The 26,028-nt window shown below is 37.3% G+C and carries 25 protein-coding genes; 5 read left to right on the top strand and 20 right to left on the bottom strand.

Going from position 1 to position 26,028, the window contains the following annotated elements:
• Nucleotides 1-5 precede the first annotated feature (5 nt).
• On the bottom strand, nucleotides 6-599 hold the full coding sequence (locus tag OEA66_RS09095; protein WP_267281073.1) for a Crp/Fnr family transcriptional regulator: 594 nt from the start codon (nucleotides 597-599) through the stop codon (nucleotides 6-8).
• Nucleotides 600-1,049: 450 nt separating this feature from the next.
• Here OEA66_RS09095 and OEA66_RS09090 point away from each other — a divergent pair, with 450 nt between their 5' ends.
• A complete protein-coding gene (locus OEA66_RS09090; RefSeq protein WP_267281072.1) occupies nucleotides 1,050-1,403 on the top strand; it encodes a helix-turn-helix domain-containing protein in 354 nt (117 codons plus the stop codon).
• Between the two features lie 4 nt (nucleotides 1,404-1,407).
• Here the strand turns inward: OEA66_RS09090 and pdeM are convergent, their stop codons facing one another.
• The 18 genes from pdeM to OEA66_RS09000 form a co-directional block, all read right to left on the bottom strand.
• Entirely contained in the window at nucleotides 1,408-2,052 is a 645-nt protein-coding gene (gene pdeM / locus OEA66_RS09085) for a ligase-associated DNA damage response endonuclease PdeM (RefSeq protein WP_267281071.1), read from the bottom strand.
• A 98-nt stretch (nucleotides 2,053-2,150) separates the two neighbouring features.
• Nucleotides 2,151-4,607: a ligase-associated DNA damage response DEXH box helicase gene (locus OEA66_RS09080; protein ID WP_267281070.1), complete on the bottom strand. Its 2,457-nt coding sequence runs from the start codon at nucleotides 4,605-4,607 to the stop codon at nucleotides 2,151-2,153.
• Between the two features lie 167 nt (nucleotides 4,608-4,774).
• A complete protein-coding gene (locus OEA66_RS09075) occupies nucleotides 4,775-6,355 on the bottom strand; it encodes an ATP-dependent DNA ligase (protein ID WP_267281069.1) in 1,581 nt (526 codons plus the stop codon).
• 338 nt (nucleotides 6,356-6,693) lie between these two features.
• Nucleotides 6,694-7,716, bottom strand: coding sequence for a ligase-associated DNA damage response exonuclease (locus tag OEA66_RS09070; protein ID WP_267281068.1), 1,023 nt, complete (start codon nucleotides 7,714-7,716; stop codon nucleotides 6,694-6,696).
• A gap of 47 nt (nucleotides 7,717-7,763) precedes the next feature.
• Complete coding sequence (locus OEA66_RS09065; protein ID WP_267281067.1) at nucleotides 7,764-8,123, bottom strand: rhodanese-like domain-containing protein; 360 nt, start codon at nucleotides 8,121-8,123, stop codon at nucleotides 7,764-7,766.
• Nucleotides 8,120-8,422: a DUF3817 domain-containing protein gene (locus OEA66_RS09060; RefSeq protein ID WP_267281066.1), complete on the bottom strand. Its 303-nt coding sequence runs from the start codon at nucleotides 8,420-8,422 to the stop codon at nucleotides 8,120-8,122. Before OEA66_RS09060 ends, OEA66_RS09065 begins: the two co-directional genes overlap by 4 nt.
• A gap of 2 nt (nucleotides 8,423-8,424) precedes the next feature.
• Nucleotides 8,425-8,883, bottom strand: a complete 459-nt coding sequence (locus OEA66_RS09055) for a hypothetical protein (RefSeq protein WP_267281065.1) — start codon at nucleotides 8,881-8,883, stop codon at nucleotides 8,425-8,427.
• A 68-nt stretch (nucleotides 8,884-8,951) separates the two neighbouring features.
• The gene (locus OEA66_RS09050; protein WP_311136917.1) at nucleotides 8,952-9,569 is read right to left on the bottom strand and encodes a TetR/AcrR family transcriptional regulator; all 618 of its coding nucleotides are present in this window, start codon (nucleotides 9,567-9,569) and stop codon (nucleotides 8,952-8,954) included.
• 59 nt (nucleotides 9,570-9,628) lie between these two features.
• Nucleotides 9,629-10,705 carry an SDR family oxidoreductase gene (locus OEA66_RS09045; RefSeq protein ID WP_267281064.1) on the bottom strand — a complete coding sequence of 359 codons (1,077 nt, stop codon included), beginning with the start codon at nucleotides 10,703-10,705 and terminating at the stop codon, nucleotides 9,629-9,631.
• A 139-nt stretch (nucleotides 10,706-10,844) separates the two neighbouring features.
• On the bottom strand, nucleotides 10,845-11,429 hold the full coding sequence (locus OEA66_RS09040) for a Crp/Fnr family transcriptional regulator (protein ID WP_267281063.1): 585 nt from the start codon (nucleotides 11,427-11,429) through the stop codon (nucleotides 10,845-10,847).
• 21 nt (nucleotides 11,430-11,450) lie between these two features.
• Nucleotides 11,451-11,921, bottom strand: a complete 471-nt coding sequence (locus OEA66_RS09035; RefSeq protein ID WP_267281062.1) for a PPC domain-containing DNA-binding protein — start codon at nucleotides 11,919-11,921, stop codon at nucleotides 11,451-11,453.
• Between the two features lie 4 nt (nucleotides 11,922-11,925).
• A complete protein-coding gene (locus OEA66_RS09030) occupies nucleotides 11,926-12,321 on the bottom strand; it encodes a MauE/DoxX family redox-associated membrane protein (protein WP_191735165.1) in 396 nt (131 codons plus the stop codon).
• 90 nt (nucleotides 12,322-12,411) lie between these two features.
• Nucleotides 12,412-13,272 carry an NAD(P)-dependent oxidoreductase gene (locus OEA66_RS09025; protein WP_267281061.1) on the bottom strand — a complete coding sequence of 287 codons (861 nt, stop codon included), beginning with the start codon at nucleotides 13,270-13,272 and terminating at the stop codon, nucleotides 12,412-12,414.
• Nucleotides 13,273-13,287: 15 nt separating this feature from the next.
• The gene (locus OEA66_RS09020; RefSeq protein WP_267281060.1) at nucleotides 13,288-13,578 is read right to left on the bottom strand and encodes a DUF3861 domain-containing protein; all 291 of its coding nucleotides are present in this window, start codon (nucleotides 13,576-13,578) and stop codon (nucleotides 13,288-13,290) included.
• Nucleotides 13,579-13,580: 2 nt separating this feature from the next.
• Nucleotides 13,581-14,702 (bottom strand): aldo/keto reductase, encoded by a 1,122-nt coding sequence (locus OEA66_RS09015; protein WP_267281059.1) that lies wholly within the window; start codon nucleotides 14,700-14,702, stop codon nucleotides 13,581-13,583.
• A 271-nt stretch (nucleotides 14,703-14,973) separates the two neighbouring features.
• A complete protein-coding gene (locus OEA66_RS09010; protein WP_267281058.1) occupies nucleotides 14,974-15,957 on the bottom strand; it encodes an aldo/keto reductase in 984 nt (327 codons plus the stop codon).
• Between the two features lie 34 nt (nucleotides 15,958-15,991).
• The gene (locus OEA66_RS09005; protein WP_267281057.1) at nucleotides 15,992-17,101 is read right to left on the bottom strand and encodes an L-dopachrome tautomerase-related protein; all 1,110 of its coding nucleotides are present in this window, start codon (nucleotides 17,099-17,101) and stop codon (nucleotides 15,992-15,994) included.
• Between the two features lie 5 nt (nucleotides 17,102-17,106).
• The gene (locus OEA66_RS09000; RefSeq protein ID WP_267281056.1) at nucleotides 17,107-18,483 is read right to left on the bottom strand and encodes an amidohydrolase family protein; all 1,377 of its coding nucleotides are present in this window, start codon (nucleotides 18,481-18,483) and stop codon (nucleotides 17,107-17,109) included.
• 153 nt (nucleotides 18,484-18,636) lie between these two features.
• On the opposite strand from OEA66_RS09000, the gene OEA66_RS08995 reads away from it, so the two are divergent.
• Together OEA66_RS08995 and OEA66_RS08990 are read left to right on the top strand one after the other, a co-directional pair.
• Entirely contained in the window at nucleotides 18,637-19,476 is an 840-nt protein-coding gene (locus tag OEA66_RS08995) for a helix-turn-helix domain-containing protein (protein ID WP_267281055.1), read from the top strand.
• A gap of 62 nt (nucleotides 19,477-19,538) precedes the next feature.
• Nucleotides 19,539-20,168, top strand: a complete 630-nt coding sequence (locus tag OEA66_RS08990; protein ID WP_267281054.1) for a chloramphenicol acetyltransferase — start codon at nucleotides 19,539-19,541, stop codon at nucleotides 20,166-20,168.
• 32 nt (nucleotides 20,169-20,200) lie between these two features.
• Here the strand turns inward: OEA66_RS08990 and OEA66_RS08985 are convergent, their stop codons facing one another.
• On the bottom strand, nucleotides 20,201-20,950 hold the full coding sequence (locus OEA66_RS08985) for an NUDIX hydrolase (RefSeq protein WP_267281053.1): 750 nt from the start codon (nucleotides 20,948-20,950) through the stop codon (nucleotides 20,201-20,203).
• Between the two features lie 490 nt (nucleotides 20,951-21,440).
• Here OEA66_RS08985 and OEA66_RS08980 point away from each other — a divergent pair, with 490 nt between their 5' ends.
• Together OEA66_RS08980 and OEA66_RS08975 are read left to right on the top strand one after the other, a co-directional pair.
• The gene (locus OEA66_RS08980) at nucleotides 21,441-23,708 is read left to right on the top strand and encodes a TonB-dependent receptor (protein ID WP_267281052.1); all 2,268 of its coding nucleotides are present in this window, start codon (nucleotides 21,441-21,443) and stop codon (nucleotides 23,706-23,708) included.
• 10 nt (nucleotides 23,709-23,718) lie between these two features.
• Nucleotides 23,719-26,013 (top strand): glycoside hydrolase family 3 protein, encoded by a 2,295-nt coding sequence (locus OEA66_RS08975; protein WP_267281051.1) that lies wholly within the window; start codon nucleotides 23,719-23,721, stop codon nucleotides 26,011-26,013.
• Nucleotides 26,014-26,028: the final 15 nt, after the last annotated feature.

Raw genomic sequence — 26,028 nt, 5'->3', positions numbered from 1 at the left:
TAAATTTAATAAAAAATCTTTCTGTTTTGTATTTTTAGAATGCCTTCCGTTTCCATATTTTTTATTACACGGATCACTGTTTCTACGCTTAATCCCGTAAGTGAAGCCAATTGCTGTCTTGTTAACTGAATTTGTAGCGCATATTGGGACTGATCATGATGGTGAGATTTAATATAATCCATCAACGTCAAGAGCTTTTGAGAAGGATTTTGAAAAGCCATACTCTGCATCATCAGAAATTTATAATGCATATGCTCTGAAAGACAGCTTATAATATCAGAATAATACTCTGGTTGCTTTCGTAAAATTTCAAAATAATTTGCTTTTGGAAGTCTTACCACTTCAGTTTCTTCAATCGCAACCGCATTGATTGGATAGGATTTTTCTGTAAAAAGAGTAGATACAGCAATGCTGTGACCTTGTAAAAGTATTCCCTGAATAAATTCTTTTCCTCCTTCATTATAGTTATTCAATTTTACTTTACCGTTGGAAATCAGAAAAAAATAACTAGGCATTTCTCCTTCAGAAAAAATAATGTCTTCGGGGTCATAAGTTTTTAAATCTGCACCAAAAGAAAATAATAGATCTTCATTTATCATATTATAGGGATTAAATCAAATAAAAAAAATTCATAATATATTCTAAAACGTAATGATGCTGTAAATTTTAGAATTGTAAAGAAAATGTAAATTTTTACAAAAGTGAATTATTCATATACCACACAGATACCACATTCGAAATTAAAGCCTTATTTTTTATCGCAGATAAAAATTTCAAACAAAAATCTATGTTTGAATTAATTTTATAAAAGTAAGAATCGATAAATCGTGTTTTTGTTGATTAGAATCATAAAAAGAAAACTAAAAATTCTGATACATTTGGATTTATAAATTGAGAATGGCAAATCAATTGATAAAATCTTATTAAAATAAATTAAATTTTAAAAACACTTCAATTTTAAAAAGAAGAAATAACTGACTGTAAGAATGTTAATCAAATTTTAGTTTTAAAAACAAAACTAAAGTAATGATAGAGAAAAATTCTGCTATATGATGAATAAAAATAACGAAAACGTACAAGACCTAAACGCAGAAAATTACAACGCGAAAATTGCGGCAGACGAAGAAATCATTAGACTTGCGAAAGAAAATTCGCCACGATTATTGAGTAAATTTAAATCTGCATATCCAAAGTTTTTTGAAAAACTTTCGGTCATTAATGCAAACCTACAAAACTCTGAAATTATTTTCTGCATATATCTCAAATTGAGATTGAGCACCAAAGAAGTTGCAACTTATACTTTTGTGACACCAAAAGCGATTCAAAACAGAAAAAACAGACTCAGAAAAAAACTCAACATTTCGTCTGATACTGATATCTACAAATGGTTTGATCAAATTTAAAAAATTAAATCTCATAGATTTCAGAATCTGTAAAGACAAAGTACATCCCTTTTTTAGGGATGTTTTTTGTATCAAGACCTGTGAATTCGCTGAAGGCAGGTAATAATAATTGTTTTGAAGTCTGGGCGAAACAGGGGAGTTTTATTCTTTTTACAGGAGAATTAATAACTAAACCCGGATGAATATGTCCCGTAATTTGAAATTTTGGATTTGAACGGTCAAAGTCGTGGACAAAAGCAATGTCATCAATTTCCAAAGAAGCACTTCTCGAATCCAAACATAATTTCTTCTCTAAAGTTTTCGAAATCCTGTCGTGATTGCCTTCTACGAGACAGAACTTAATCTCTGGATATTGATTTTGCCACGCGCAAAATTCATCTACATCAGAATTATTTCCTGCGTGCAACAAATCGCCAACGATAATAAATTTATCGGGCTGAAAATTTTCAATTAAAATAGATAAACGCTCCAAATCATTTTTCATAATATGATTGGCCAAAGCGATTCCGTTTTTACGGAAATGAGCGGTTTTTCCGATATGCAAATCTGAAAAAATTAAGGCTTTTTCTTTTTCCCAGTATAGCGCGCGTTGATTAGTTAAGGTAAAAATTTCGTTATGTATCGTAATATCTTTAGTCGCTATATTCATTTAAATTTATCATTTTTCATTCTGCAATAACTTAATTTTTTTAATATCGGCAACGTTGAAATTCCTTTGGAATGACAACTTTACGGATATCTTTCGACTCAATCGTCTTTAATATTTCTACCGGATTGCTTAATTAATTTTTGAATTCTCGCATCGAGATTTTCACTCGTCAATGTCTGTCTTAAACTGTCGACCTTTATTGGGAAACTCAAAGGTGTAAATTTATTGGAATATTTTAAAATAAACTTCGATTTTTCAATCCTTTTAAAAGCTTCCACCAATCTTTGCTCCTGCAACTGCATATTAAAAACTTCTGTGTAAGCCTGTCTCACGAGAAAATGATTCGGGTCATAATCTTCGAGAACTTTGAAAATTAGTCCGGCTGAACTTTGTAAAGCTTTATTCGAACGTTGCTGTCCGGGGAAATTCTGTACGACCATTCCCGAAATCACCGCAATATCTCTGAATTTACGGCTTGCCATTTCCGCTGAATTGATACTGGAAATCACATCAACCATCAGATTATCTCTGGTCAGAATTCTATCTAAATTATCTTCAGTCACAGGAATTTCTTTGTCACTGAACAGTTCAAAACCGTAGTCATTCATCGCCATCGAAAAAGAAATCGGAGCCAGTTTGGAAATCCGGTAGGCAATCAAAGCCGCCATCACTTCGTGCACCAAACGCCCTTCGAAAGGGTACATAAACAAATGATAGCCTTCACGGTTTTTAATTAATTCAATCAAAAATTCATCTTCTCTTGGAATATGAGAGCGTTTTTCCTGATTCGCCAAAAGTGGATGCAGAAATTTAAGTTCCTTCTCAGAAGCCTTCGGATTCAATGCTCCTGATAATTTTTCTCTTAAAAAATGACCCAGATTTGAGCTTAAAGGAAGTCTTCCGCCCAGATAACTCGGAGCCTGCGCTTTTCCTTTGGAAGCCCGCACGAAAACCGTCATATCTTTAATCATCGCCACTTCCAAAACCCGGCCGGCCAGAATAAATTTCTCTTCTTTTTTCAGTCTTGAAATAAAATATTCCTCGACCATCCCGATGTAACCGCCGGAAATAAATTTAACTTTCAGCATTGCGTCACTGACAATCGCACCCATATTCATCCGGTGGAGCATCGCAATTTTTCTGGAAGTCACTTTGTGCAAACCGTCTTCCAACACAACGACCTTATGATACTCTTCATAGCTTTTTAAAGCACTTCCTCCAATCGTAAGAAAATCAATCATCGCTTTCCATTCCTCATCTCTGATTTCCTGAAAAGTATAGACTTTTTTAATTCTTTCGTAAACTTCGTTGGGTAAAAATCCATCACCAACCGCCAAAGTCATCAGAAACTGAACCAGGACGTCGAAACACAAAACTACAGGTTCTCGAGGCTCAATCACTTTCTGTTTTACAGCTTCTTTCAAAGCCGCAACTTCAATTAGTTCCAAAGAGTGCGTGGGGACACAGAAAATTTTTGATGTTTCAAAAGGGGAGTGGCCACTTCGTCCCGCACGTTGCAGAAATCTCGCAACGCCTTTCGCAGAGCCAATTTGAATGACTGTATCAACAGGTTTAAAGTCAATTCCCAAATCCAGAGATGATGTGGAAACGACGGCTTTCAGTTTCCCTGAACTTAAATTTTCTTCAATCCAAATTCTGAGATGCGCATCAATCGAGCTGTGGTGAATGGCGATTTGTCCGGCAAAATCGGGATAGGCATTTAGCAAAAGCTGATACCACATTTCGCTCTGGCTCCTCGTATTCGTAAAGACGATAGTCGATTTCGATTCTAAAATAATAGGAACCACTTTATCCGCCAGTTTTTGTCCGAGATGCCCTGCCCACGGCAAAAGTTCAACTTCATCTGGAAACACAGAGATAATATCAATTTTTTTAAGTTCCTTAGCTGTAATTTTTGTTTTTTTAATGTCATACGGAATCAAAACATCCTGCGCTTCTTCGAGGTTTCCGATGGTCGCCGTAATTCCCCAGATTTTAAGTTTCGGAACATAATGAAAGAGCTGTGAAATTCCCAATTCAACCATCACACCACGTTTTGAACCCAACAATTCGTGCCATTCATCCACAGCAACACAATGCATATTCGTAAAAAATCGCTGATGATTTTTCTGAGCTAAAAGCAAGTGCAGACTTTCAGGTGTGACCACCAGAATTTCAGGCATATTTTTCACTTGTTGCTGACGGACTTTTGGGTCAGTATCTCCGTTTCTTACGCCAACAGCCCAGTCTAAACCAATCTCGTCAATCGCTTCCTGCATTGCTTTGGCTATGTCTTTGGAAAGGGAACGAAGTGGCGTAATCCAAATCATTTTAAGCCCTTTTTTGTACTTGTCGGGATTCGTAAGAAAATCTGAAACCAAAGCTAAAAATACCGAAAACGTTTTCCCAAAACCGGTCGGAGCTACCACCATTCCGCTATAGCCACTGCCAAATTTCTTCCAGGTATCGACCTGAAATTTAAATGGTGAGTTGCCTTTTTCCATCATCCAGTTCTGAATGATTTTAAAGCCTTCGGTATTTTCGTAGTTGCTCATTTTTTAACTGAATAAATATTTCACCACAAAAGTCACAAAAGAAAAGTTTTAAATTAATACTTTTTAAAGTTCAAAAAAGGCTTTGGCATCAGCTTTTTTGAACTTCTGATTCTCATTAATTAAAACAATCACAAAAACTTTTGTGACTTTTGTGGTTTAAATCAAATCTACTGTATCAGTCTCTTAATCTCTTCAATATCATCAATATCATTCACGGTTTTGTCTTTTCGCCATCTTGAAATTCTTGGGAAACGCAATGCCACACCGCTTTTGTGTCGATTGCTGAAGCCAATTCCTTCAAACGCAATTTCGAAAACTAATTCAGCTTTCACAGTTCGGACGGGACCGAATTTTTCAATCGCATTTTTATTGACAAACTTGCTGACTTCCATAATTTCCTTATCCGTCAATCCGGAATAGGCTTTGGCAATGGTAACCAATTTATCGCCACTTTTCACGGCAAAACTGTAATCGGTGTAGTAAGCGCTTCGTCGTCCGCTACCTTTTTGAGCGTAAATCAGAACTGCATCAATGGTCAACGGACTGATTTTCCATTTCCACCAGTCACCTTTCTTCCGTCCGGAATGGTAGTGTGAATTTTTCTGTTTCAACATTAATCCTTCACTGTTGATTTCCCTTGAATTTTCTCTGATTAAATCTAATTTGCTCCAGTCTTCAAAATCAATAGCCTGAGAGATTTTAATGTTTCCCGGCTCTTCATTTAATAGTAATTCCTCCAACATTGCTCTTCTAGCGGAGATGGGTTTTTCCCTTAAATCAGTTCCTTCCAGTTCCAAAATATCATAAGCAAAAACTTCAATCGGAATCTCGGTGAGCATTTTTTTAGTTAAAGTTTTACGGTTCAAACGTTTCTGTAATTCATTAAAATTTAAAACATTACCTTCCATTACCGCAAGTATTTCTCCATCTATCACAAAGTTACCTTTCATCGCTTTTACGGTCTCGGCAATTTCGGGAAACTGCTCGGTAACCAGTTCTTCACCACGCGACCAGATGAAAACTTCACCGTTTCGTCTGATAATTTGTCCACGGATTCCGTCCCACTTGTATTCGATGAGCCATTCCTCAGGTTTTCCCAAATCTTCCAGCTCTTTTTCAAGCGGATAAGCCAAACAAAAAGGGTAGGGTTTTGAGTTGTCAGGATTGATATTTTCAGCCGAAATCAATTCCTGAAACGAAACTTCATCAGGTTGCCATTTTCCCATTAAACTGTGCATCAACGTACTTGCTTCCTGTCCGGAAAATTTTGTGAGGGAATTAATTAAAGTTTTCGAAGAAACTCCAATTCTGAAACTTCCACCCAGTAATTTGTTGAAAATCAAACGTTCCGTATAATCCAAACCGTTCCAGGAATTAAGAACAAATTCTTTTTTCTCGGCTTCAGTTTTCGTTTTAAGTCCGATGATTTCCGTCATCCATTCAGATAAAGTTTTCTCTATTTTTTCAGTGGGAGGAGGAAGAATCAACGATATTGTTTCACCCAAATCGCCGACTGAAGAATAACTTTCCTGAAAAAGCCAGAATGGCAGTTGGGTAATTTCCAACGCCCATTCTTTCATATAGTTGGTGTTCACATTTCGCTTGGGTCTTTTTCCCGTAAACAGGGCGATGAACCACAATTTATCATCATCAGGCGCACGCTCCAGATAATCGATGATGGCATCGATTTTAGCGTTTGTTTTATTCGTACTTTCGAGGGCGTTGATGAGTTCTGCGAAATTTTTCATTCTAATCTTTTATTTTATTTGGGCAGCTTTGAACTTTGTTCGTAAATTTCGATAAAGTCTGTGCTTCATCTCATTTATGCCTTCCACTCCCGCTTTTTTGCTCGTTTTCCTCCTCACAAAAAGAGCTCCGTTCAAGTCGGGGTGCGAGCAATTCGATGTTCAAAAAAATTAACAGGCCGCTCCTACGGAGCTCTTATAATTCTTATTCTAATCTGCTATTAACAGGTGGCTCCTACGGAGCTGTTATAAACTATTCCAGCTTTTTCAAATCTGAAATCTGCTCTTAAAGTTTGTCACCAAACTTGCCACGGTTCAAACCTTGACAAGGTTATTTAGAATCAATTATTATCTTTTGCTACTTCTTTTTCAGTTACCTCTTCATCATCGTCCCCATACAAAGTTTCCACAACATCAGATTTAATTCCGAGTTCATTTAAATATTTAGAAAAAACCTCGGTTTGTCCATGCGTTACGTGAACGATTTCTGCTTCGGTCGCTTTGATGGCCTGTAATAAACCTTTCCAGTCGGCGTGGTCGCTCATTGGAAAACCGGCATCCATACTACGCCACCTTCTCGCACCGCGAACCTGCATCCAACCGGAGCAAATTGCAGTTGCCGCATCAGGAATTTTCTTGATGACATTGCTGTCTAACAGCGCCGGAGGAACAATCACAATATCGCCTGCAACATGTTTGATGCTTTCCCTGAAATCGGGAACTTCATAATCCGGAAGCACAATTCCGACTTCTTCAAAGGCTTTATTCAGTTTGCCAATCGAGTAGTGAACTTGGATTTTTCCCATTCCTTCTACGGCTTTCATAATTCTTTGTGCTTTGCCCAAAGAATATCCGATGAACACAGAAGTCTTCTGATTTTCCTGATTTCTTAAAACCCAATTCTGCAGTCTTTTATTTAAATCCGGAACTTCCAGCCAGTTGTAAATGGGAAGTCCGAATGTACTTTCCGTCACAAATTCGTTACATTTTACCAACTCAAAAGGTGTACTCAAACCATCATCCTGAACTTTGTAGTCACCCGAAATCACGCTTACATAACCTTTATATTCCAAACGAATCTGCGCCGAGCCAATGATGTGACCAGCTGGATGCATCGAAAGTTTGACACCATTAATGTCTAAAACCTCGCCATACTGCAAGGTCTGACATTCAATATCTGGAGAAATTCTTTGATGTAAAATAGGTTTTGTGAAATGATGACACAGATATTTTTTCATTCCCCAACGGGCGTGGTCGGCGTGTCCATGCGTGATGACCGCATAATCTACAGGTCGCCACGGGTCAATATAAAATTTACCCTGCGGACAGTAAATACCTTTGTTTGTGAATGTGATGAGTTTCAAAAGTGTGATGATTAGTGTGTTTCTGAATATTCAAAAACCTAACCAAATTACTTTTGTTCAATACTTTTCTGCAAATCACTCCACGCACCGCCGTTGTAAACCTTTTTGAAACCTTTTTCTTTTAAAATATGTTCAACTTTTACACTTCGTAAACCGTGAGAGCAGACGGTAATGTAGGTTTTATTCGGGTCAAGTTCAGTGTACCTTTCTCTGATGTTTCCTAAAGAAATATTCTGTGAACCGGAAATGTGTCCCATCTCAAATTCTTTTTCAGTGCGAACATCTAGGATGACGGCTCCGTTTTTAATCATTTTGTCTAAACCATCGTCCAAAGTCTGATATTGATAAACTCTGTACACAACATAAATCAATAAGATTACTCCACAGAAAATCAAGATATTCTTCATAGTTTGCTTAGTAGTTTTTTATCGATATAAAATGTTCCGAACGGAATGATGCACGCTAAAAGAACTTTCCAGGTTGTTTCTTTAAACTTCCAGTTTTGTTCTATACCAACACTTAACGTATTGAATAAAAAAAGCAGAAATAATGAACCGTGAATCGGTCCCATCATTTTGACGAAAGCGGGATTATCAAATCCATATTTTAAGGGAACGGCGATAAATACTAATGTTAATAGCGAAATTCCTTCAAGAATGGCAATGATTCTCAGGCGTCCGATTTTGGTTTTAAGTAAATCAATCATAATTATCTGAAATAAGGTCTGTTGGCAAGCGGTGAAAAGGGCCACGGAATAGCGATGAAAATTATCACTAAAGCGATAACGAAGTAAATTAATATTGTCTTAAATTTCTCCCTGTCATCGGACTTTCTTTTTGAAATGGAGGAACCAATGGTAATTAGAATAATGGAGATCAACATCAGTGAAATGTGAGTCAGTCCGAAAAAAAATAAGTCAAAAGATTCTCGGGCTTCGGTGAAATTCTTCCAAAAATATTTGATAATGGGACTTTGAGAATATAAGGTGATTCCCAAAACCAGTTGAATATGTGCAATGGTCGCCGTCCAGTGTCTGACGGAATCGTCTGTTTTTGAAAAGATTTTATCGGAAAAGTAACCTTGATAAGCTCTGAAAATAGAGTAGAGCAAACTTAGTAAAACCAGCCAGCGAAATATGGAATGGAGAAATGTAAGCGTTTGGTACATTGTTATAAATTTCAATGCAGCAAAGATAAATCAAAAACATACTAATTAGTATGTTTTTAAGAAAAAAATTATTTCAGACTTTCAAAATAATTCTTAAGTCCTTTTAAATAAATAAGATATACAGATTTTGAGTTTTCAAGTTTACCCAAATTACGTACACCCCAATATCCCGATATTACAAAAACAGCAACCTCTTTCGCATTCACATCAGATTTTAATACTCCGTCCACCTTGGCTTTTTCAATGGAGTCAATCATTGTTTTTTCCCAGTCAAGAGAAAGGTTATTTAAAGCTTTTGTAAAATCAATATTCCACGGGGCCATTTCCTGAGTGAAGTTGGAGGCCGGACAGCCGTATTCCACTTTTAAATCTTCACTTTCCATCAGTAAATAATGAAGTAAATTATAAATCGTGTCCAAAGGATTTCCCTCAGTTTGAAAAGGCTGGATGAAGTTGTTTTTAAAATTGGGGATCATCAGTTCATTGAGAATCGCCAGACCCATTTCGTCTTTGGTTTTAAAATGATAATAAAAAGCACCTTTCGTAACCTGAGTTGTAGCGATAATTTCATCAACGCTTGTTGTCTGATAGCCTTTTTGGTAAATCAGTTCAAAAGCTTTCTGAAGAATATTTAAGCGGGTTTCCTGAGATTTTTTCATAAAATACCAACGGATCTGTTTTCGCAAAGGAACAAATTTTATCAAACAAAAAAAAGAGCTGCTTTTAAAACAACTCTTTTGAAATCTTAAGGAATAATCTTTTCTTCTTTTAATTTTTTAAATAAGTCAAAGAAAGATTCTTCGGTATTCTGAAATTCTCTGAAGCCTGCTTTTCGGCTGTTGGTCATATCGGTCATTACTTCAAGAGGCCTTCCTAAATCCAAATCGGTGTGCCATGCGGAAGATAATCTCTCGATATTTGCTTCTTTTAAATCATATTTCTCTACAATTTTGCTCCAGATTTCCTGATCGTTCTGCATTTCTTTTTCGAGAGGTCTGATTTCATTCTCAAAACCTACTGCTTCAACGCCAAAATATGCTGCCAGTCTGTACCACAACCATTTCCAGCGGAAAATATCTCCGTTGGTGATATTGAATGCTGTATTTTTTGCGGATTCTGTTGTAGATGCCCAAACCAGCTGTTTTGCTAAAATTCCTGCGTCGGTTACATCGGAAATTCCGTTCCACTGTGCGGGTGAACCGGGCCAGATGAATTTTCTGCCAGTCTCTTTGCAGATGCTAGCGTACACTGCTAAGGTTGTTCCCAGATTCATGGCATTTCCCACTGCATAACCGATTACAGTATGCGGTCTGTGAATGCTCCAGCTGAAACCATCCCTTTCGGCCGCTGCATAAACTTCATCTTCCTGAGCATAGTAAAAGTTAGGAAGCGGAAGTCTCGGTTGCTCTTCTCTCAAAGGCGTTTCCGGAAGTTTTCCTTCTTTTGCGTAGGCTTCAAACGGTCCGAGGTAATGTTTCAGTCCTGTAACCAAAGCAACATGCTGAATTGATTTTTTTGGAGATAAAACGTTTAAAAGATTTCTTACCAAAGCACTGTTGACACGGATGTTTTCTTCTTCGGTGTCATTCCGCATCCAGGTTGTAAAAAATACGTGAGTAGGAGTGATGTTTTCTAAGGCAGTTTCCAGACTTTCAACGTCAAGAAGGTCTGCTTTCACAGAAATTAATCCACTGGCATTGTTATTGGTATTTCTGGAGATTCCGTAGGTTGTCCATCCCTGAGAAATAAGTTCGTTGGCGAGGTTGCTTCCGGTAATTCCGGTGGCACCAACAACTAAGGCGATATTTTTATTGTTTTCCATTCTGTAAAATTTCTCCTACAAAGTTATGGTGATCATTGGCGAAAGCACTTGATCTGGGTCATGAGTTTCGACAAATTCAAAATTCAAGATTCAAGATTCAAGATTCAAGATTCAAGATTCAAGATTTTTAAGTTCAAAATTATAGCTTTTTTAATAAAAGTTTCTTGCGGATTCTGCTGACGGTTTCCGGAGCTAAACCTAAAAATGAAGCAATGAGATTGTGTGGAATTCTTTTGATTATTTCAGGATTTTTCTTTGAAAACTCCAAATATTTCTCTTCTGCGGTATAACTGTTTGATGCAATTAAACGATAATCTTTTGTCACCAAACTGTTCTGATACAAAATTCTGAAATATCGGTCCATCACGGGAATTTTTAACGTCAGTTTTTCGTAATCTTCAAGACTGATCATCAGCAGTTCTGTTTCCTCTACAGCATCAATATTCAAGACAGCCTTTTCCTGACTGATAAAACTTTTAAAATCTGAAATCCACCAACCTTCAAAAGCAAACATATTGATGTTTTCTCCGCCCTTTTCACCTACATAATAAGATTTAAGCAAACCTTTACTCACAAAAGAAAGATGAGTACAAATGTCTCCTTCTTTCAAAAGAAACTGTCTTTTCTTCAGTTTTTTTACCGAAAAGAAAGACTGTAATTCACTTTTTTCTTCACCGGTTAAGTTTACTTTGTTTTGAATATGAGAAATTAGAATATCAAACATGCAGAAAAATATACATCAAAATTAAGGTTTATCGTCCGACTTCTCAAAATCATAAAGATTGATTCCGATATCCTCATTTTTAGTTTTAAAAACGGGAATTGCCATTGGATAGTAAAAGAATTCTCCGGCTCCGCGAATTTTTGCATCCTGTAAATGTCCCGCAATCGCTGAATAATCCTGCCTTCCCAAAGTAATATGTAAATGGAGGAGCGGCTTATTTTCAGCCACAGAAACGTTGCCCGAGATATTGGTCACTTCCATCTGTTCGTCAAACTTTTTGTCTACATAATCTTTAGTGGAAAAGTCAAAAAATCTGAGAGTTGCTTCACTCACGGCGCCAATTCCCGTGATCTGACCGGATTTGATGTTCTGATTTAATACAAAATCATTCAGCGCCTGCACAATGCTCGACTGATCTTTTATACTGACGATATAATTGTTTTCTATTTTTTTGGCGGTCCATAATTCGCCTTCTAAAATTCTTTCTTTCATATTGTTATATAATGGGTTGATGTTCTTCTGAACTGTATTTTAAATAAAACCACAAAAGCGCAAACAGATACAGTGAGTGGAGTAGCTGTGCTTCAATGGCTGACCAGTTTTCGACGGAACTGCTTCCAAAAATCAAAATGCTCATCAAGGCAAGTGATGCATAAATGGTTAATTTAGGTTTAAAACCAATCAACAAAGCTATTCCGACAATCGCTTCTAAAAATGGGAGCAGATATCCGAAAGGTGTAATCAACACTTCAGGAATTGCAGATTTCTCCATAGATTTTACCATGCCTTCGGTAAAAGCCTGCAGTTTTGGAATTCGTACCAAGCCGTGACCGGCGAGTGAAATGGCGATTGGAAGTCTCAGGAAAAAGAATAAGATTTTGAAGTCTTTCATAGTTTTTGTTTTTGGTTGGATGCTTGAGGATGGGTGTTGGATGTCAGTTGATGGCTGATTGAAATTTATCTTATCTTTAGTTTATCATATTTATTTCTGGCCTTGGTTCTTTTTTAAATAATTGATAATTCCAATCACATCGTCTTTCCCGAAGCCATCGTTTTTTGCGGACTGATAAGTTTCAATTAAAGTTTGAGACAGAGGAAAATCAGCACCGGCATTTTTCGCCAGCAGAATATCTTTCAACATTAAATCTAAAGAAAATGCAGGCTGATAATTGTCTTCAACCAAAAGAGGCGTTTTGACTTTGGTCGCACCGCTTCCGCTTGCACTTTCGTTAATGATTTCCAACATATCCTTTCTTTCAATTCCCAAATGATCTGAGAACAGAATCGTCTCCGCCAAACCCTTATAAAGCGTTGAAATAAAATAGTTGACAGACAGTTTTGCCGCCAGACCTTTTCCGTTTTTGCCTAAATGTTTGATCTGTTTCCCAAGTTTTTCTAAATACGGTTTTGCTCTTTCCACATCATTCTCATCTCCACCGACCATGAAAATTAAAGTTCCTTCGGCAGCCGGTTTTGTGCTTCCCGCAACTGGAGCATCAAGGAAAGAAGCCTCTTTTATTTTAACGGCATCTGCAAGTTTTGTACTCGCTTCAGGTGAGATTGTACTCATATCGACAAACAGTTTTTCTGAAATATTCAGTTCTAAAATCTGTCTATAAACATCTTTTGCAGCTTCATCATTGGTCAGCATTGTGAAAATGATATCACTGTTTTCTACCAGTTCTTTTATATCACCAGCTACTTTTGACTCAGCTTTAAACTCTTCCGCTTTCCCCGCAGTTCTGTTGTAAACGGTCAATGGAAACCCTGCTTTTTCCAGATTTTTCGCCATTGGATGTCCCATATTTCCCAAGCCGATAAAGCCTATTTTTTCTGTGCTCATATTTTACTATCTAAATTAATAACTTTTAAGTTTTTTCATAAATTCTAAAATTGCCGGACTTAAATCTTCAAACAGCGGGTGATTTTTATTTTTAATTAAAACTTCTGTAAATAATTTCAAACCTAATGTAAATTCAAGAGACGTTTTTTCATCTTCAAAGAGATTTTTAGTTTTTATTAAATAGAAAATTTTAAAAAGATCATCATGGTTTTCAAACTCAAAAGAAAGATTCTTTCCGGCTATCGAGCCATCTTTTAATTCTAATTCTTTCAGATCAATATGGTATCTGTTATTTCTTTTTTCCATAATTAAGCTTTTGGTGTTGGAGCATTTTCTTCAATTAATTTTTCCTTTTTCAGTTCTGCCCAGAATCCTGCAGGAATTTTCGTTTTAAACGATGCCGCATTTTCTTCAGACTGTTTTACCGTGTGAGCCCCTGGAATCACGCCGGAAACCACATCAGGAGCTGCCGCAAACTGAAGCGCAGCCGTCCTCAGATCTACTTTATGATTATTGGCAACACGTTGTAGTGCCACCAGTTTTTCTTTCACCCCAGCCGGAAAATCGCCATTGTATAAATACCGGTCTTTACCTGACAGAAAACCTGCACACAAAGGAGCTCCCACAACAATTGAAATGTCTTTTTCAGCAGCCTTCGGGAATACTTTATTCAGATCGTCTTTGTGATGAATCAATGAATACTGACATGCTGAAAGGAAAATATCAGGATCCGAAACCTCGATGGCTTTTAAAATAGGTTCGATGGTGTTGACTCCAAAACCCCAGCCTTTAATCAAACCTTCTTCACGCATTTTTATCAGCTCGGGCATGGCGCCTTTGGCTGCAATATCAAAATATTTTACCCAATCACCCTTCATATCTTTGTTATCCGGAGACAAATCGTGGATGAAAACGATGTCTAATGAGGCAACTCCCAATCTGTTCAGACTGTCTTCCACACTTTTTCTGGCGCCGGCGGCTGTGTAATCGTACTCATAAGAAAAGTTGAGTTTTCCTTTCCACAGGCCATCCAGTTTAAAATCGTCATGTGGTTTAAGTATTCTTCCCATCTTTGTAGAAAGAGTGAATTCATCGCGTTTTTTGTCTCTCAGAAACAATCCCATTCTGTGTTCGCTAAGTCCCAAACCGTACCAGGGAGAAGTATCGAAATAACGGACTCCCGCATTCCAGGCCGCTTCAATGGATTGTAAACATTCGATATCGGGATTGACATTGAAACCATTTCCTATAGCGACACCGCCAAATCCTGATTTATATTCGGGTCTGAATCTTTTTCCCAGTTCTTTATTTTCAAATTGTTCCATAAAATTTTCTTTTAATAGTTGTGATGCAAACGCAGGTACGGCAGATGAAGCCATCAATCCTGCTGCGGCAAGTCCGCTGTTTTTAATGAATGTTCTTCTTTCCATATTTAATATTTTCTTGGTGTGATGTTATTCTATTTATCTAAAAGCATTGCCTGACAAGATTTTTAACAAACACATCGCTTTTAAGCTTACAAAAAAACAGCTTAATTTATTTAATAAACAAACCTGTATTTCATTCTTAAGTGAAACGCCTTTGTTTTATCTTCATCGGTAGTAGAATAAAATTCCTTGTCTAACCTTGCGTTTAAAATTTAGTCAAACAAATTTCTCTATCAAATCAGATCAGTCAGATAATCCAGGAAATTAATTTAATTTAAAACGCATTCACCAATTCATCAATTGTTTTCAGTTCCTCTTTGCTTAATTTAATATCGATCGCTTTTGCATTTTGTACAGCCTGTTCTGCATTTCTTGCTCCTGCTAATGCAATTGTGATGCCTGGTCTGTCAATCGTCCATCTTAAAACCAGTTGGCCCAGAGATGCATTGTGCTGTTCTGCAATCGGTTTTATTTGATCTAAAAGCTTATTCGTCTTCTCAATAAAATCTGGCTGGAAATGAGAATGACCCGCTCTGTGATCGCCGTCTTGAAATTTGTAATCTGAAGTGATTTTTCCCGTCAGCAAACCTCTTCCCAACGGACTGTATGCTAAAATAGATTTGCTGTTTTCAATACAGTAAGGAACCGTTTCCTCTTCAACTCCACGATTCACCATACTGAATGGAATCTGATTGGAGACTAATTTCAAAGTCTTCTCAGCCTCAGCCATTTGAGCGGCATCATAATTACAGACGCCTGCAAAACGAACTTTCCCCTGCTCAATTAATTTTGAAACCGCTTCAAACGTTTCGTCAATCGTCGTGGTTGAATCCGGCCAGTGAATCTGATACAGATCAATATAATCTGTGCCCAGTCTTTTTAAACTCTGTTCGCATTCGTAGATGATGCTTTCTTTCCCGGCATATTTGTAAATATCAATAGCTTCACCGTCATTTTTAAAGCTGTTAAATCCAAAATCGCCCTTCGCCAAATCCCAACGCATCCCGAATTTGGTCAGAATTTGAACTTTATCTCTTGAATAGCCTTTGATAGCCTCACCAACGATTTCTTCACTCACGCCTTGTCCATAAATCGGAGCCGTGTCAATCGAAGTCACACCGACATTATAAGAAGCTTTGATCGCATCAATTGCATCTTTTCTATCTGTGCTACCCCACATCCATCCGCCGGCAGCCCAAGCTCCGAAAGTGATTGCTGAAACGTCTAAATCGCTGTATCCTAATTTTCTGTATTCCATAATTTTTATTGTATAAGGTGTAATGTTATATTTATTATTTTTCTGTCTTAATTTTAACGACTAAGTAAGGCGGCTTTCTTAAATCTTTTCCATCATTAAATCCGGGAAGCCGATTCCACTGACCAAGCGTTATGTAAATGTAACCGTTTCTGTAAGCCAGGCCATCTGGCCAGACATAATTTTCTTTGTCGTATGAAATCTCAGAAAATTCTCCCGCTGAATTTCTCTTCACGATAGATTGCTGTTCAAATGCTCCAAAGTAAATGTTTCCTTTTTCGTCTTCTGCCAAACCATCGCAGGCGGGTCTTTCACCTTCAAATTTTACTGCATTTTCAATTTCCTGTTCAGTCGAATCAATAGTGCTCAGAAGATCTGTTGAAATACTGTATAACTTTCTACTGCTGATAGCCGTCCAGTACAATGTTTTTTCATCCGGACTTATTGCAATTCCATCTGCACCGCCTAAAGGAAATTTTTGTTTTTTGAAATCATACTTCAATGGTTTTCCTTCCAAAAATGCTACAAAACCCTTATCAGGAGAAGTGGAATAGTGGTTCAGGAGAACTTCTTTCGCTTTTCCTGTAGCAACATCCAAGACAACCAGAGAAAACCGTTCACCAAATCCTGAATTTGCAATGTAGACAGTGCCTTTCGGGCCATGAGACAAATCCACGCGGAGATCGTTGTAGTGCGCGTCATCCGACAAAACCGGTTTGGGAATAATAATAGTATGAATAATTTTTTTCGTATTGATGTCAATTCCCACGACCTTGGCAGCACCTTCAGGGATCTCTTTCAGCCCGGAACGTTTGCCGTCATCTAAAACCCATAGAACATCATTTTTATCGATGTACATTCCGTGTGGTGAAACCAACCAGTTTTTGTAATCCTTATTGCCCGGATAAACATATTCTTTATTGGGAAAAGGAATTAATTTACCGTCGACCACTTCTGCCAGGGCCAATTCTTTATGATTGTCTGCATGACGTGGAAATCCTAGAAATACCCGGTCTTTTGAGCTCACTGCAATTCCTGAAGGATCTGGATTGGGTGGTGAAATTTTAGTTACCAATTCATAATTCGACTGTGCATTTGTTAAAAGAGAAATTCCAACAAAACATATACTCAATATCAACTTTTTCATACCTTCTATTTTGCAATTGGACCTTTACTAACTTCTTTTCCGGCTTTATAAACCCAGAAAATGTCTCTCGTGTTTTTAATATTTTCTGAAGGATCTGAATTTAAGATGATAAAATCTGCCATTTTCCCAGTCTCAATCGTTCCAAAATCTTTGTCAATTTTTAAAGCTTGCGCCGAATTTTTCGTCGCCACGGTAATTGCCTGAAGCGGAGTTAATCCCGATTCTGTCATTAACTGTAATTCCAGATGTTCTGAAAATCCCTGAGCTCTCAAAGGCATTGCACCGCTGTCTGTTCCCATTGCCACGGGAATTCCTGCATCGAAAACTTTTTTCAGATTCTGTTTTGCGATGTCAAAAGCTTTCATATTCTTGGCAAAGGCAGGAGAATTTTTCAGTTCATTCTGATACTTTTCTGAAGTGATCATCTCATAAACGCCTTGCTCGAGTGACTTTTTGAAGAATTCATCATTAATCCATTCCGGTTTTTTGGCGTAGACGTATGCGAACTCATCCAGAGAAAGGGTAGGAATGTAAATAATGTTTTTTGCTTTCATCTGAACTAAAGTCGCATCATCAATCACTTCGCTTCTAACGCTGTGACCGATCACATCAATTCCATCCTTCACCAATTCTTTTAAATCAGATAAATAATAAACGTGCGCCGCAACACGCAGATCCCGCTTGTGTGCCTCAGTGATAATGGCTTTATAAATTTCCGGACTGATTTTCTTTTTAAATTTTCCGTTAAAATCATCCACCCAGATTTTCACCAGCTCAGCATTAATCTTTTTTAAACTGTCCATCTGCGCAGGAATTTCCTTCACAGTTTTCGGTCTGAACACTTTATCCATTGCAAAATCGAGTGGTGGAGCACCATCAGTAACACCGAAGCCATATCCTGCAGAATGAATTCTTGCTCCGTCAATTTCTCCTTTCGCAGATTTTTCTCTTAAAGCGCTTTCGAACAGTAAAGGTCTGTCAGTTCCCATAGACATGACATTGAGTACGCCGTAATTCTGATATTTCTTTAGTTGAGACAAAATATTTTCCTTCGTATAATTTTCAGGAACTGTGGTCGTTCCCTTTAAAGTTCCCACATGTGAATGGGCAGAAATCAATGCAGGAATCATTGTTTTTCCCTTTAAATCGATCTTCTGAGCGTCGTCATCAGAGATATCGTTTCCAACAGCAGCAATCTTTCCATCTTTAACCAGCACTTTAGTGTTCTGAATGGGCTGACCGCCCTTGCCATCGATGAGCATCACATTCTCAAAAAGAATGTTTTTATTCTCAGTATTGGAACTTTCTTTTTTATTTTGACTGCACGAAAAAAGAACGGTTGCAGCCACCAGAATCCCTGATAGTTTTTTAATAAAATTCATATATAATATTTTAATTGATGTGTCTGAAAAGTCTTTATCTCACTTAAAAAAGAATCTATTTTAAACTTTAATCAGCAAGACTTCCTACAAAGTTTGTCAATAAAAAAAGATTTTTGCTTGTAGAAATCGTTTAACAAGTTGTAAATTTAAACTATGAAACGAAAACAGTTTGAACCTTTAGAGATTGATACTTTCGAAGCAACAGTGTATCCTTTTCCGAGGCACAGTCATACATACTACGAATTGGTATACATTTCAAAAGGTTCCGGCAATCATCATATCAATCAGATTGTCATTCCTTATAAAGCAGGAGATTTGTACCTCATCTCTCCTGATGACGAGCATTTATTTGAAATCAAAAAATCGACCACCTTTTATTTTATCAAGTTTAATGATGCTTATTTTAAAGGAAATAAACATCTGTCTCCGGATCATCTCGTCATAGCAACTCCAACAGAAATTATGAGAAATCATTTGCTGAAGGAAGAAAAACTGATCTTTGATGAACCCTGCAAAACCATTCTTCGAAAGACTGTTGAAAATATATTTCAGTACAGCGATTACCACAGGATTTCAGATTCACCGATTGTGTTTTTTCAGGTGCTTTCACTTTTCGGATTGATTCGGGAGGCATCATTAAGACTCAATATCAGAATTGATAATGGAGCGCCGCAAAAAGATGATCTGATTTCCTACATTCATCAGCATATTTATATGCCTGAAAAAATCAGAATAAATACTATTTCTGAACATTTTAATATTTCAAAAACCTATTTCAGTGCTTATTTTAAAAGAAATTTTGACGTAACCTACCGAAATTACATTACGGATTACAAACTGAAATTAATTGAAAGAAGAATTCAGTCCGGACAGATGACGATGAAGCAGATTGCTTTTGAGTTTGGGTTTACAGATGAAAGTCACTTAACCAATTATTTCAAAAATTTAAATAAGATGAATCCTTCTGAATTTAAATTACAAAATCACGTATAATTTTATTCGAATCTTATTTTTAAAATCAATAAATCTTACTGAAATTTGCAAAAAGTAAAACAATGAAGGTAATAGATATTGAAAGCTGGAACAGAAAGGAACATTTTGAATTTTTTTCGAAGATGAAGAGTCCGTATTTCGGATTTACAACGGAAGTAGACTGCACAAAAGCTTACGATAAAGCCAAAGAAGAAGGCAAATCATTTTATGCTGTTTATCTTTATAAATCAATGGTGGCAATCAATACGGTGGATGAACTAAAACTCAGAATTGTTGATGGAAAAGTGATTTTGTATGATGAAGTACACGTTGGAGGAACAATTGGAAGAGCTGATGGAACATTCGGATTTTCATTTTTTCATTATTCGGAAAATTTCGAAACTTTTAATGAAGAGTTGGAAAAAGAAATAAAAGCTGTACAAAATTCAACGGGATTAGGCATTAGCAATGACATTCTGCCAATCAATCACATCAGACACACAACAATTCCATGGAATTCGTTTTCAACGATTTTACATCCTACCAATTTTGATCCTAAAGAATGTATTCCTAAAATTGCATTCGGAAAATTCAGTATTCGTGAAGGGAAAAAATATCTTCCGGTTTCCATTGAAGCGCATCACGGTTTGGCAGACGGACTACATTTGGCAAAATATATTGAGGAGTTTCAGAGACAATTAGACTTACCATAAAAGAAAATCCTGATTAATTCAGGATTTTTTTGCTACCAATTATTTAAGCCGTTTTCTAAAGCTTTTTTATAATTTTCTTCGTCAAAAGAGTAGAGATCTGGAGACTTGTGAGCACCACCGCGACGCTGTTCATCTAGTTTTCTGAGAATTCCCAAATTCTTTATTTTTCTGTAAAAATTTCCTCGGTTGAGTTCTTTTCCTAAAATGGTTTCATACAATTTCTGCAATTCTGAAAGCGTAAATTTCTCAGGCAAAAGATTATAACCAATTGGTTTGTATGAAATTCTTTCTCTTAAAGTTAATAAAGCTTTTTCAATAATTTCACGATGATCCATCGCCAATTCAATTTCTGAAAGCTGACTCAAATAAATCCACTCACATTTTTCACTAAATTCATCGATGATCAGATTAGCATTGTCAGGATTGTATAGAGCATAATATCCTATAGAAATAAATCTTTGCTTATGCCATAGAGACTCATCAAAATCTTCAAAATAAAATTCACTTCTATTTTTTTTACCAAAAACTGCAAATTCTTCTAAATAAACATCTGAAATTCCTGCTCTTTCTCTCAAGACTCTTTCAGCAGCAGCATCCAAATCTTCATCTTTTTTTACATATCCACCTGGTAAAAGCCATTGTTTGCGGTAGGTCATTTGAAGCAATAATACTTTAAGCTCACTTTGATCAAACCCAAAAACTACGGGATCAGTCGATAAATGCGGAATAAATAAATCTTTAGCCTCTTCGGACTTTTTTAAAAATTGCTGTTGTGGATCCATATTAATAATAAGAAATTCTTAATAAGACAAATTTAACATTAAAATTTAACTGTTATGCTAAATTTCATGATTTGACATCAATTTTGGGAGTTTTTAATTATGATTTTTATCATTGATTCATTAAGAACTAATGATTTTTAGTTAATAAATTTAATTTTAATAAACTTATAATCAATTAATTATAAACAATATTAATTTTTATTAACAATTTTTTTGTTCATTTTAAAATTTTACTGTAGACTTGTAATGCTTCTTATTGAAGCATTAAAGAACAAACAATTATCATGAATATATTTTATCCTTTTTTAGCACCAGGTTAAATATTGCAAGGTAAATTTTTAACAGCACTTATCTACTAGGACAATATCGTTCTCAAAATTTATCTTTTCCAAATTTAATTTAAAAAAAATCTAAAAAATAACAGCTGAAAAACTTCGGCTGAAGGATAAATTTTGTCTTATAAAAACAGAAACAAACTATATAATAAAACATGAGAAAATCTTTAACTAAAATTTCAGCTCTTGGACTGATACTTTCCTTCGCCACAGTTTTTGGACAGGAAAAGACTGACAGTATTGCAGTGAAAACCGCTATCAATGCTGCTGCTAAAAATGAAGAAGGCGTAAAAACTGTGACCACGTCGTCCAAAGAAGACAACAACAGAAACGTAATGTTGAACGCAGCCAACAACACGAGTCCAAGGGACGTGAATATCGGTTTGCCATCAACAGTGGGTGGAATTACAATTCTTGAAAACGATTTGCCTGCCGTTTATTTTTTCTGGCCTGAGCTTCCCAACAAAACCTGGAGACAGAGCGTAGGCTTGGAAAAAACCGGATTATTGAAAATGGACCAGCTTGCAAATACAATGGGCGACCTTGGTTTTGCAGTGAACTCTTATTCTCAAACCGGAACCAAAGATTTTAAATTAAAAGGAAAGTTCACGACAAGTACTTTTGGATGGTTACAAGGAGACGTGAATGTTTCCGGACCGATTTCTAAAAATGGCTGGACGTACACCGTTGGCGCTTTTGCCAACTTCGACCCGAGCACTTATAAATTGGGTTTTACAAGAAATGTAGATGAAACAAAGATTTTCAGAGCAGGAGTTACCAAATATTTTAATGATGATAAAGGAAAAATCTCGATTCAATACAAATACGCGGATTCTTACAGCATTACCAATTATGCCGTTTTCCAATACGGACCGGAAGGTAAAGTAACTGAGCTCGACAATTTCAGAATAGGTAGGGATTCTTATGTGGTGAGAGATGGACAAATCAAAATGAAAGACATCTTTTCCGGACAAACCTACTGGGCAAATATGGATGGAAACGACAGCAGAAATACATCTCACAACATCGATATCTTCGGTAATTACTTACTGAACAACGGCTGGAATTTCAAATTCTCAACGAGAGCACACTTTGCTACCGCGAAATCTTCTAACATCATTCCTTTAAGTATTTTCAATGCTGATGCGGCTTCAGGTTACACGATTGCTTCAACAGGTCAGGCGTACACCGGAGCGGTTGGAACTCAGTTAGCAATGCACACGCCTTCCACACCGATTACCAATATCGCAGGACGTTTTTCATTGAACAAACAATTGGGAAATCACAATGTGACCGTTGGCATTTTAGAACAATATTATAATATCGATAAATTCACGTCGAACAGGTCGTTTTTCTTCCAGACTACTGAACCACAACCTCAAAGACTGATTGGCCCGACAACTGATGCAGACGGATTTTATAATTACAATGCAGGAGGAGAATTCCACAGTGGAACGGAAAATAAACTTTCAGTGTACGGAACAGACGAATGGAAAGTTTCTGATAATTTCAACCTAAGCTACGGTTTGCATTTGAAAAACCACATCCTGGATGGAGAATATTCTTTAACGCCGAGAACAGTTGGATTTAATTTCACAGACCCGAGCCAGTTTAATCAAATCAATCAAAGTTTTTACCAGATTGGAGGTAGTTTAAATGCGACTTACAACATCAGCAAAAACTTCGGTGTTATCGCAAACGCTTTATATACTGAAGAAAACAGAAGACTGGAAAGTTATTCTCAGGCTTTCGAACCTAACACCAACAAGATTAAAAGTCCGTTGGGAGCGTTGGGAATTTTCTGGAATACAGATTACATTCAGTTGATTTCTCAGGCGACTTATCTTAAAAAGAACAACAACCTGAACAGATATAACTTGGTCAACCCAGCGAATACGACTCAGGCTCAAAACGTTACGGTTTACTATGATATTCAGACGATTGGATGGACAACCGATTTTGTGGTAAAACCTTTCAAAGGATTTAACCTACATTATCTATTGACTTTACAGAATCCTGTTTACAAGAAATTCAATTTCAATGCTTTCGGAACAGCTTACGATTACAACGACAATAATGTTTTAGGAGTTGCTAAAGTGCTGATGGAAATCGACCCAAGTTATACGATTGACAAATGGAGATTCTGGGCAAGTTTCAGATATTTCTCAAAACAATATGCAAACCTTACAAACGCTTTATACTTCGCACCAAGATGGGAAACTTTCGGCGGAGTAAGTTATACGGTGAACAAAAACATCAACCTTGGCGCAACCGTTATCAACTTCTTAAACCAGAGAGGAGCCAGCGGCACCATCAACGGAGCTGAACTGATTACCGATGCCAATCCATACTACGGAAAATTGTTGACAGGAACATACATTATGCCATTGACAGGACAGTTTTCTGTAAGCTTTAATTTCTAAAATTTTAATAATGAAAAAAACAGTTTTAAATGTTGCCGCATTATTTTTAGGAGTAACAACATTTGCTCAAAACATTCAAACTGTGACCAATTCCAAAGGTCCGGTTTTAGGATATTCTGCAGATTCAGGAGTGAAGATTTTGACGGTTGGCGGAAATAAATTTAAAGATTTAAACAAAAACGGAAAGCTTGATAAATACGAAGACTGGAGACTTCCGGTTGACGAAAGAGCCAAAGATTTAGCATCAAAAATGTCGGTGGAACAGATTGCTGGATTGATGTTGTACAGCGGTCACCAATCAGTTCCGGCGCCTGCAGAAGGTTTCAGAGCAGGAAAGTACAACGGAATGTTCTATAAAGAAAGCGGCGCCAAAGCTTTCGATTTAACAGACCAGCAGAAGAAATTTTTAAAGGAAGATAATCTTCGTCACGTTTTGGTAACGACAGTAGAATCTCCGGAAATCGCAGCAAAATGGAGCAATAATATTCAGGCATACATCGAAGGTTTAGGATTGGGAATTCCTGCCAACAACAGTACAGACCCGAGACATTCGGCAACCGTAACGGCAGAATTCAATGAAGGAGCGGGCGGACAAATCTCTCTTTGGCCGGACGGTTTGGCAATGGGCGCAACGTTCGACCCGGAATTGGTGAAGAAATTCGGAAACATCGCCGCGCAGGAATACAGAGCCTTGGGAATTTCAACGGCTTTATCTCCTCAAATCGATTTGGGAACAGAACCCCGTTGGTACAGAATTGCTTACGTTTTCTCGGAAAGTCCTGAGTTGACAGCAGATTTGGGAAGAGGTTACATCGACGGTTTCCAGACAACCATCGGAAGTAAAAACGGTTGGGGAGGCAAAAGTGTAAATGCAATGGTCAAACATTGGCCAGGCGGCGGACCTGAAGAAGGCGGTCGTGACGGTCACTGGGCGATGGGAAAATACGCAGTTTATCCGGGGAATAATTTCCAAAACCACGTAAAACCTTTTACTGAAGGGGCTTTCAAACTGAATGGCGGAACCAAAGAAGCTTCTGCGGTAATGCCTTATTATACGATAAGTTTTAATCAGGATACGAAAAATGGAGAAAACGTTGGAAACGGTTACAGCAAATATCTCATCACCGATTTACTTCGTGGAAAATACAAATACGACGGCGTAGTTTGCACCGATTGGCTCATCACCGCAGACGAACCAAAATCTCCGGGAGGATTTGCCGGAAAACCTTGGGGCGCAGAAAAATTGTCCATCGCAGAACGTCATTACAAAGTCTTGGAAGCTGGCGTTGACCAATTTGGAGGAAACAATGACAAAGCTCCAGTTCTGGAAGCCTACCAAATGGGCGTTAAGGAACACGGCGAAAAAGCCTACCGTGCAAAATTTGAGCAGTCAGCCGTTCGTCTGTTGAGAAATTTCTTCAGAACCGGATTGTTTGAAAACCCTTACGTAAACACGGAAGAAACCAAGAAAATAGTTGGTAATCCAGAATTTATGAAAGCAGGTTACGAAGCTCAGGTAAAATCCATCGTGATGCTTAAAAACAAAGCCAATATTCTTCCTATCAAAGAAAGAAAGACGGCTTACATTCCGAAGCGATATTCTCCGGCAACCTTCAACTGGTGGGGGATTTATACCGGACCATCTTTGCAATATCCTGTCGATATCGAAAAAGTGAAGCAGCATTTTAACGTGACCGACGACCCTGCAAAAGCTGATTTTGCCTTGGTTTTCGTGAAAAGTCCTCACAGTGAAGAAGGCGGTTACAGCGATGTTGATGCCAAAGAAGGCGGAAACGGTTATGTCCCGATTTCTCTTCAGTACCAAACGTACACCGCAACAGAAGCCCGTGAAAAAAGTATCGCAGCAGGAGACCCTGTTGTTGCGCCCAATGTACACGACAGAACCTTCAAAAACAAAACATCTACAGCGACCAATTTTACGGATTTGTTAGCCATTGAAAATGCGTACAAAGCAATGAACGGAAAGCCGGTAATCGTTTCCATCACCGCTTCCAAGCCGATGATTTTTAATGAATTCGAAAAACACGCAGACGCAATTCTGATGAATTTCAACGTGTCAAATCAGGCTGTTGTGGATATCGTGACCGGAAAATACGAGCCTTCAGGATTGCTTCCGCTTCAGATGCCTGCGAATATGGCGACGGTTGAAAAACAGAAAGAAGATGTTCCTTACGATATGGAAACGCACAAAGATTCCGAAAGTCACAACTACGATTTCGGGTATGGAATGAACTGGTCTGGTGTGATTAAAGATGCCAGAACTCAAAAATATCATAAGCAATAGTTCATCAAAAATAGG

The organism is Chryseobacterium luquanense (assembly GCF_026460945.1).
Taxonomy (GTDB): domain Bacteria; phylum Bacteroidota; class Bacteroidia; order Flavobacteriales; family Weeksellaceae; genus Chryseobacterium; species Chryseobacterium luquanense.
The sequence above is the reverse complement of the archived record's forward strand: the minus strand, read 5'-3'. Positions and strand labels throughout refer to the sequence as shown.

Bases quoted from the DNA above. Each gene is read 5' to 3' on its own strand.
- OEA66_RS09060 (WP_267281066.1), bottom strand. From the start codon at position 8,422: ATGATTGATTTACTTAAAACCAAAATCGGACGCCTGAGAATCATTGCC.
- OEA66_RS09020 (WP_267281060.1), bottom strand. From the start codon at position 13,578: ATGGAAAAAAGAAATAACAGATACCATATTGATCTGAAAGAATTAGAA.
- OEA66_RS09095 (WP_267281073.1), bottom strand. From the start codon at position 599: ATGATAAATGAAGATCTATTATTTTCTTTTGGTGCAGATTTAAAAACT.
- OEA66_RS09075 (WP_267281069.1), bottom strand. From the start codon at position 6,355: ATGAAAAATTTCGCAGAACTCATCAACGCCCTCGAAAGTACGAATAAA.
- OEA66_RS08995 (WP_267281055.1), top strand. From the start codon at position 18,637: ATGAAACGAAAACAGTTTGAACCTTTAGAGATTGATACTTTCGAAGCA.
- OEA66_RS08985 (WP_267281053.1), bottom strand. From the start codon at position 20,950: ATGGATCCACAACAGCAATTTTTAAAAAAGTCCGAAGAGGCTAAAGAT.
- OEA66_RS09000 (WP_267281056.1), bottom strand. From the start codon at position 18,483: ATGAATTTTATTAAAAAACTATCAGGGATTCTGGTGGCTGCAACCGTT.
- OEA66_RS09035 (WP_267281062.1), bottom strand. From the start codon at position 11,921: ATGAAAGAAAGAATTTTAGAAGGCGAATTATGGACCGCCAAAAAAATA.
- OEA66_RS09005 (WP_267281057.1), bottom strand. From the start codon at position 17,101: ATGAAAAAGTTGATATTGAGTATATGTTTTGTTGGAATTTCTCTTTTA.
- OEA66_RS09055 (WP_267281065.1), bottom strand. From the start codon at position 8,883: ATGTACCAAACGCTTACATTTCTCCATTCCATATTTCGCTGGCTGGTT.
- OEA66_RS09025 (WP_267281061.1), bottom strand. From the start codon at position 13,272: ATGAGCACAGAAAAAATAGGCTTTATCGGCTTGGGAAATATGGGACAT.
- OEA66_RS09045 (WP_267281064.1), bottom strand. From the start codon at position 10,705: ATGGAAAACAATAAAAATATCGCCTTAGTTGTTGGTGCCACCGGAATT.
- OEA66_RS09065 (WP_267281067.1), bottom strand. From the start codon at position 8,123: ATGAAGAATATCTTGATTTTCTGTGGAGTAATCTTATTGATTTATGTT.
- OEA66_RS09010 (WP_267281058.1), bottom strand. From the start codon at position 15,957: ATGGAATACAGAAAATTAGGATACAGCGATTTAGACGTTTCAGCAATC.
- OEA66_RS08980 (WP_267281052.1), top strand. From the start codon at position 21,441: ATGAGAAAATCTTTAACTAAAATTTCAGCTCTTGGACTGATACTTTCC.
- OEA66_RS09080 (WP_267281070.1), bottom strand. From the start codon at position 4,607: ATGAGCAACTACGAAAATACCGAAGGCTTTAAAATCATTCAGAACTGG.
- OEA66_RS08975 (WP_267281051.1), top strand. From the start codon at position 23,719: ATGAAAAAAACAGTTTTAAATGTTGCCGCATTATTTTTAGGAGTAACA.
- OEA66_RS09040 (WP_267281063.1), bottom strand. From the start codon at position 11,429: ATGTTTGATATTCTAATTTCTCATATTCAAAACAAAGTAAACTTAACC.
- OEA66_RS09090 (WP_267281072.1), top strand. From the start codon at position 1,050: ATGATGAATAAAAATAACGAAAACGTACAAGACCTAAACGCAGAAAAT.
- OEA66_RS08990 (WP_267281054.1), top strand. From the start codon at position 19,539: ATGAAGGTAATAGATATTGAAAGCTGGAACAGAAAGGAACATTTTGAA.
- OEA66_RS09030 (WP_191735165.1), bottom strand. From the start codon at position 12,321: ATGAAAGACTTCAAAATCTTATTCTTTTTCCTGAGACTTCCAATCGCC.
- pdeM (WP_267281071.1), bottom strand. From the start codon at position 2,052: ATGAATATAGCGACTAAAGATATTACGATACATAACGAAATTTTTACC.
- OEA66_RS09015 (WP_267281059.1), bottom strand. From the start codon at position 14,702: ATGGAAAGAAGAACATTCATTAAAAACAGCGGACTTGCCGCAGCAGGA.